At 69.6% G+C, this 6,333-nt stretch carries 7 protein-coding genes; 6 read left to right on the top strand and 1 reads right to left on the bottom strand.

Annotation, left to right across the window (positions count from 1 at the left end):
- The 6 genes from CJ301_RS08765 to queE all read left to right on the top strand — a co-directional run.
- Positions 1-999: hypothetical protein (locus CJ301_RS08765; protein ID WP_216823270.1), on the top strand; the 999-nt coding region annotated here is incomplete at its 5' end.
- Between the two features lie 70 nt (positions 1,000-1,069).
- The gene (locus tag CJ301_RS08760) at positions 1,070-1,666 is read left to right on the top strand and encodes an exopolysaccharide biosynthesis protein (RefSeq protein WP_099276411.1); all 597 of its coding nucleotides are present in this window, start codon (positions 1,070-1,072) and stop codon (positions 1,664-1,666) included.
- A gap of 69 nt (positions 1,667-1,735) precedes the next feature.
- Positions 1,736-3,799: an NAD(+) synthase gene (locus tag CJ301_RS08755; RefSeq protein ID WP_099276409.1), complete on the top strand. Its 2,064-nt coding sequence runs from the start codon at positions 1,736-1,738 to the stop codon at positions 3,797-3,799.
- Positions 3,800-3,893: 94 nt separating this feature from the next.
- Positions 3,894-4,592 carry a 7-cyano-7-deazaguanine synthase QueC gene (gene queC, locus CJ301_RS08750; protein ID WP_099276407.1) on the top strand — a complete coding sequence of 233 codons (699 nt, stop codon included), beginning with the start codon at positions 3,894-3,896 and terminating at the stop codon, positions 4,590-4,592.
- Positions 4,592-4,960 (top strand): 6-carboxytetrahydropterin synthase QueD, encoded by a 369-nt coding sequence (queD, locus tag CJ301_RS08745; protein WP_099276405.1) that lies wholly within the window; start codon positions 4,592-4,594, stop codon positions 4,958-4,960. The genes queC and queD overlap by 1 nt, the downstream gene beginning before the upstream one ends.
- Positions 4,957-5,676 carry a 7-carboxy-7-deazaguanine synthase QueE gene (gene queE / locus CJ301_RS08740; RefSeq protein ID WP_173812339.1) on the top strand — a complete coding sequence of 240 codons (720 nt, stop codon included), beginning with the start codon at positions 4,957-4,959 and terminating at the stop codon, positions 5,674-5,676. Before queD ends, queE begins: the two co-directional genes overlap by 4 nt.
- Here queE and CJ301_RS08735 read toward each other — a convergent pair.
- Positions 5,673-6,332: a hypothetical protein gene (locus CJ301_RS08735; protein ID WP_099276401.1), complete on the bottom strand. Its 660-nt coding sequence runs from the start codon at positions 6,330-6,332 to the stop codon at positions 5,673-5,675. The two genes, queE and CJ301_RS08735, sit on opposite strands and share 4 nt — an antisense overlap.
- Between the last annotated feature and the right edge of the window lies 1 nt (position 6,333).

Genomic DNA, 6,333 nt, shown 5'->3' with positions numbered 1-6,333 from the left:
CTGTCCCCGGGACAGGCACCCGAAGCGCCCGCGCTCGCGGTTTCGCCGCTGGGCGCGGCGGCGGCGATCCTCGGGCGCGGCCCGGACCCGCTGGCCCCGGTGGGCGCGCTACGGATCGATGTCGAGACGCCCGCCGGGCACCGGCGCGCGCCCGCGCCCGAGCTTGCGGCGGGGCTGGCGGCGCAGGGCCATGCGCCCGATCGCATCGCCGCAGTGCTGCGCCATGTCGCGGGCCATGACAGCCTCGCCGCCGCCCCCGGCATCGATCACGCGGCGCTGAGGGCCTGCGGGCTCGACGCCGAGCAGATCGCCCGGATCGAGGCGGCGCTGCCCGAGGCGCGCGACCTGCGCGCGGTGATCACGCCCTGGCGGCTCGGGCGCGCCTTCTGCGAGGCCCGGCTCGGTCTCACGCCCGAGGATCTGGCCGGTCACGGGATGGGCCTGTTGGAGCGGTTGGGCTTCGACGCGGCGCGGATCGAGCGGGCGAACCGGCACGTCTTCGGCCATGGCACCGTGCGCGGCGCGCCGGGGATCACGCCCGCGCAGGCGGCGGCCTTCGACACCGAGGGCGGGGATGCGCGGGCGCGGCTGGCCATGGCCGCCATGCTGGCCGGGGTGATCGACGGGCCGGTGACGGCGCTTGTCGCCGCGCATGAGACCGCCACGCTGCCCGCCGCGCAGCGCAGCCTGCGCGCCGCGCGACGGGCCGGGCTGGCGGCGCTGGTGACGATGCCCGGCGGGGCGGGCGAAGAGCGCGAGGCAGTCCCGCAGATCGCGGCGCGGCTGCGCGAGATCATGGCCATGCTGCCGCCGGGCGCGCGCCCGGGCACGGCCCCCGCCGAAGCGATCGCGCTTCTGGACGCCGCCGGGCGCAGCCGCCCCGAGGCGCGCCGCCATGCGCGCGCGCTGCGCGAGCGCCTGCTGGGCCATCTCGTGCCGCGCGCCGCCTCCGCCGCCCCGCGCCGGGGCGAGGGGCAGGCAAGGCCCTTTCCGGGCTGATCCGGGCCGCGCGCGGGAACAGCATCGCCTTGGTGATGTTGGGACCTCGTGACACGACCGGAGGCCGGACATGGGCAGTTCATCGCGCGCGGTAGAGGAGATTCTCGACCGTCTGGAACAGGAGGGCCGCAATGACGATCGCGCCACGGTGGGCGACGTCACCGGCGCGCTGGGCGATCGCGGCTTCGGGCCGTTTCTCTTCGTGCCGGCGCTGATCGAGATCACGCCGATCGGCGGCGTGCCCGGCGTGCCGACGATTCTGGCCCTGATCATCGCGCTCTTTGCCGTGCAGATCGTCATGCAGCGCGACGAGATGTGGCTGCCCGGCTTTCTCGAAAATCGCTCGGTCTCGGGCGACAAGCTCGCCGAATCGGCCGACAAGCTGCGCGGCATCGGCCGCTGGCTCGACCGCTGGTTCCACGGGCGGCTCGAGGCGCTGACCGGACCCAAGGCCAGCCGCATCGCCGGGATCGCGGTGCTGCTCTTGTGCCTGACCGTGCCGCCCTTGGAATTCATCCCCTTCGCCTCGACCGCGCCGATGGCCGCCATCGCCGCCTTCGGCCTTGCCATGACCCTGCGCGACGGGCTGCTGATGGCGCTGGGCTTCGTGCTCAGCCTCGTTGCGGTGGGCGTGGGTTTTGGCATGATCGGCGGTGGCGGCGGCTGAACCGGAAGGCTGGAAACCCGAACCCGCGCGCGGCATGGTCGATGCGCCCGCACAGCTGGAGACGACGAGATGACGATGAAGCCCGAGGGCGCGAAGGCCTTTCATTCCCTGCACCGGCACGGCTTCGTGCGCGTCGCCACCGCGACGCCGCGGGTCCGGCCCGCCGATGTGAGCTTCAACCGCGACGCGGTGATCGCCGAGGCGCGGCGCGCGCATGACGCCCGCGCCGATCTCGTCATCTATCCCGAGCTTTGCGTCTCCTCCTACGCCATCGACGATCTGCACATGCAGACCGCGCTGCTCGACGCCGCCGAGGCGGCGGTGGAGCGGATCGCCAAGGAAAGCGCCAAGCTCGCGCCGGTGCTGCTCATCGGTGCGCCTTTGCGCCACGAGGGGCGGCTCTACAACTGCGCCATCGCGATCGCGCGCGGGCGCATTCTCGGCGTGGTGCCGAAAAGCTTCCTGCCCAATTACCGCGAGTTCTACGAGAAGCGCTGGTTCGCCGAGGGGCGCGGCGTCACCGGGCGGATGATGCGGCTCGGGGGCGCGGAGGTGCCCTTCGGCACCGACCTGATCTTCGAGGCCGAGGATCTGCCGGGGCTCATCTTCCACACCGAGATCTGCGAGGATTTCTGGGCCCCCGTGCCGCCCTCCAGCGCCGCCGCGACCGAGGGCGCGCTGATCCTCACCAACCTCTCGGCCTCCAACATCGTGATCGGCAAATCCGACGACCGCCACGTGCTGTGCCGCAGCCACGGCATGCGCAGCTTCGCCGCCTATGCCTATTCCGCCGCGGGTCCAGGCGAAAGCACCACCGATCTGAGCTGGGACGGGCAGGGGGCGATCTACGAGATGGGCGACCTGCTAGCGCAATCGGGCCGCTTCGACGTGGAGCCCGAGCTGTGCATGGCCGATGTGGACACCCAGCGGCTCTTGGGCGAGCGGATGCGCACCGGCACCTTCAACGATGCGGGCAAGGGGCAGGCCCCCGGTTTCCGCCGCATCCGCTTTGCGCATCAGCCGCATTACGAGGATGCGGGGCTTCTGCGCCCGATCCGCCGCTATCCTTACGTCCCCAACCGCGAGAGCCATCTCGATCTCGACTGCTACGAGGCTTTCAACATCCAGGTCGAGGGGCTGCGCCGCCGGATGGAGTCGATCGGCAACCCCAAGCTCGTCATCGGCATCTCGGGCGGGCTCGACAGCACCCATGCGCTGATCGTCGCGGCCAAGGCCTGCGACCGGATGGGCCTGCCGCGCGACACGATCCTCGGCTACACCATGCCGGGCTTCGCCACCGGCGACGCCACCAAGTCCAACGCGTGGAAGCTGATGCGCGCCATGGGCGTCGAGGCGGCCGAGCTCGACATCCGCCCCGCCGCGCGGCAGATGCTGACGGACATGGATCACCCGTTTTCGGGCGGCGAGCCGGTCTATGACGTGACCTTCGAGAACGTGCAGGCGGGGCTTCGCACCGACTACCTGTTCCGGCTGGCCAACCAGCATGGCGGCATCGTCGTGGGCACGGGCGATCTGAGCGAGCTGGCGCTGGGCTGGTGCACCTACGGCGTCGGCGACCAGATGAGCCATTACAACGTCAATTCCGGCGTGCCGAAGACGCTGATCCAGTACCTGATCCGCTGGTCGATCCGCTCGGGCCAGTTCGACGCGCAGGCCACCACCGACGTGTTGCAGGCGATCCTCGATACCGAGATCTCGCCCGAGCTGGTGCCGCAGGGCGAGGAGGAGGAGCTGCAATCGACCGAGGACCGGATCGGTCCCTATGCGCTGCACGACTTCTTTTTGTTCCACACCATGCGCTACGGCCTGCCGCCCTCCAAGATCGCCTTCCTCGCCTGGCACGCTTGGCGCGACGCGGAGCAGGGGCTCTGGCCGATCGGCTTTCCCGAGGAAAAGCGCCGGACCTACGATCTGCCCGAGATCCGCAAATGGCTGGAGGTCTTCGTGCAGCGCTTCTTCGGCTTCGCGCAGTTCAAGCGTTCGGCCATGCCGAACGGGCCCAAGGTCTCGGCGGGCGGATCGCTCAGCCCGCGCGGCGACTGGCGCGCGCCTTCTGATGCGAGTGCCGCGGTCTGGCTCGAGGAGCTGCGCGAGAACGTGCCCGAAGGCTGATCTTTCCCGTCCGCCCGGGATGCGTTAGACGGGGTCGCCCGGAATGGTCCGGGCACCGGTCGCAGCCTACCCGGTCAAAACAAGGACGGATCAAATGAAAACTTATGTCATCTGCTCGGGCGGGCTCGACTCCGTGTCGCTCGCCCACAAGGTCGCCGCCGAGCACGAGCTCGCGGGGCTGATTTCCTTCGATTACGGCCAGCGCCACTCAAAGGAGCTGGATTTCGCGCGCGCCTGCGCGGAGCGGCTCGGCGTGCCGTTCCACCTGATCGACATGCGCGGGATCGGCGCGCATCTCACCGGCTCGGCGCTGACCGACGATGTCGAGGTGCCCGACGGGCATTACGCCGAAGAGACGATGAAGAGCACGGTCGTGCCGAACCGCAACGCCATCATGCTCACCGTGGCCTTCGGCCTCGCGGCGGCGCAGAAGGCCGATGCGGTGGCCACCGCCGTGCATGGCGGCGACCACTTCATCTACCCCGACTGCCGCCCCGAATTCACCGAAAGCTTCGAGGCGATGCAGCGCCATGCGCTCGACGGCTACGCCGATATCCGGCTCTACACCCCCTTCGTGCGCGCGCCGAAATCGGCGATCGTCACCGAAGGGGCGAAGCACGACACGCCCTTCGCCGAGACGTGGTCCTGCTACAAGGGCGGCGAGAAGCAATGCGGCCGCTGCGGCACCTGCGTCGAGCGGCGCGAGGCGTTCCACCTCGCAGGCGTGGACGATCCGACCGAATACGCCGACCCGGATTACTGGGCCGAGGCCGTGAAGAAGGGGGCGAACTGATGTACACCATCACCAAGGAGTTCCACTTCTCCGCCTCCCACCAGCTATGCGGCCTGCCCGAGGATCACCCCTGCGCGCGGCTGCACGGGCACAACTACATCGCCGTGGTGGAGCTTCAGGCCGAGGAACTCGACGAGAACGGCTTCGTGCTCGATTACAAGGCGTTGAAACCGCTGAAGACCTGGATCGACGATCATCTCGACCACCGGCATCTCAACGAGGTGTTCGGCCATGACCGGGTGACCTCGGAAGTGCTGGCCAAGGAGATCTATGACTGGGCGCGCGCGCGCTGGGCACAGGTCAGCGCCGTGCGCATCTCCGAGACGCCCAAGACATGGGCCGAATACCGGCCCCGGAGCGCGGCATGAGCACGCTCAGGGTATCGGAGATCTTCGGCCCGACGATCCAGGGCGAGGGCGCGCTGATCGGGCAGGCGACGGTCTTCGTGCGGCTGGGCGGCTGCGATTACCGCTGCTCGTGGTGCGACAGCCTGCATTCGGTCGAGAGCGAATACCGCCACACATGGGCGGCGATGGAGACGGACGAGGTTTGGGCCAAGGTGGCGGAGCTGTCCGGCGGGCGGCCCCTCACCGTCACCATTTCTGGCGGCAACCCGGCGATCCAGGATTGCGGCCCGCTGATCGAGAAGGGCCGGGCGCTGGGCTATGGCTTCGCGCTGGAGACCCAAGGCTCGGTCGCGCGCGACTGGTTCTCGCGGCTGGAGCCCTTGGTGCTCTCCCCCAAGCCGCCCTCCTCGGGCGAGACGCCCGACTGGGACCGTTTCGACGACTGCCTGAAGGCTGCGGGAAAGGCGGAGGCGATCCTCAAGATCGTGGTGTTCGACGAGACCGATTACCTCTGGGCCCGCGGCGTGGCGGCGCGCTATCCGGACCTTCCGGTCTATCTGCAGCCCGGCAACCACACCCCGCCGCCGCCAGAGGCCGAGGATGCCGAAATCGACATGGACGGCATCACCGACCGGATGGACTGGCTGGTCAGCCGCACCCTCGCCGATGGCTGGTTCGCGGCGCGGGTGCTGCCGCAGCTGCATGTGCTGATCTGGGGCAACAAGCGCGGCGTCTAGCCCGCGAGGCCGCGCCGCGCCTTGATGAAGGCGCTCAGAAACGCGGCCTCGGCCAGAAGCTTGATGCTTTCCTCCGCGATCTCGCCCAGATCATGGGCGAGATCGGGCCGGGCGGAGATGCCCAGGGACATCACCCAGCTTGCATCGTTGAGCAGCATGTCGAGCGCCACCTGAAGCACCAGCAGCGCCGCGCCGATGCCGAGCCAGCCCAGCATCTGCGGAAAGCGCCGAAGCTCCGAGCGGCAGGCCCACATCACGCCCGCGCCGATGAGCCCGTAGGCAAGGATGATCAGGTCGTCGAGCCGGTCGGTGAGCGGCGTCTCCTCGATGCCCGCGAGACGGTGCAGCAGCCGGTCGAGATTCTCGTGGATCTGGGCGAGATCGTCGAGCGCCAGCCAGACGAAGCCCAGACCGATCGCCAGCCAGACGATGCGCGGATCGCGCCATGACCATCCGGCGCCGGCGCGGCGCAACCGGCCGATGCGCAGGCTCATCGCCGCCGTCAGCGCCAGCAGCGCGGCGGAGGTATAGGTGACGATGCCGCTTTCGCGGAACTGGTTGTCGAGATCGCCCAGCCCGAGACCGACCGCCACGCCCAGCGCGAGGGCGAGGCAGGCGAGGGCGAAGGCGTGGACGGGTCTGATCTTGTCGAGCATG

This window comes from Limimaricola cinnabarinus (genome assembly GCF_002723615.1).
Taxonomy (GTDB): Bacteria; Pseudomonadota; Alphaproteobacteria; order Rhodobacterales; family Rhodobacteraceae; genus Limimaricola; species Limimaricola cinnabarinus_B.
This window is presented reverse-complemented; position numbering and strand designations above follow the sequence as displayed.

Excerpts from the sequence above, each read along its gene's own strand:
- CJ301_RS08760 (WP_099276411.1), top strand. The coding sequence starts at position 1,070 with ATGGGCAGTTCATCGCGCGCGGTAGAGGAGATTCTCGACCGTCTGGAA.
- CJ301_RS08755 (WP_099276409.1), top strand. The coding sequence starts at position 1,736 with ATGACGATGAAGCCCGAGGGCGCGAAGGCCTTTCATTCCCTGCACCGG.
- queC (WP_099276407.1), top strand. The coding sequence starts at position 3,894 with ATGAAAACTTATGTCATCTGCTCGGGCGGGCTCGACTCCGTGTCGCTC.
- queD (WP_099276405.1), top strand. The coding sequence starts at position 4,592 with ATGTACACCATCACCAAGGAGTTCCACTTCTCCGCCTCCCACCAGCTA.
- queE (WP_173812339.1), top strand. The coding sequence starts at position 4,957 with ATGAGCACGCTCAGGGTATCGGAGATCTTCGGCCCGACGATCCAGGGC.
- CJ301_RS08735 (WP_099276401.1), bottom strand. The coding sequence starts at position 6,332 with ATGCTCGACAAGATCAGACCCGTCCACGCCTTCGCCCTCGCCTGCCTC.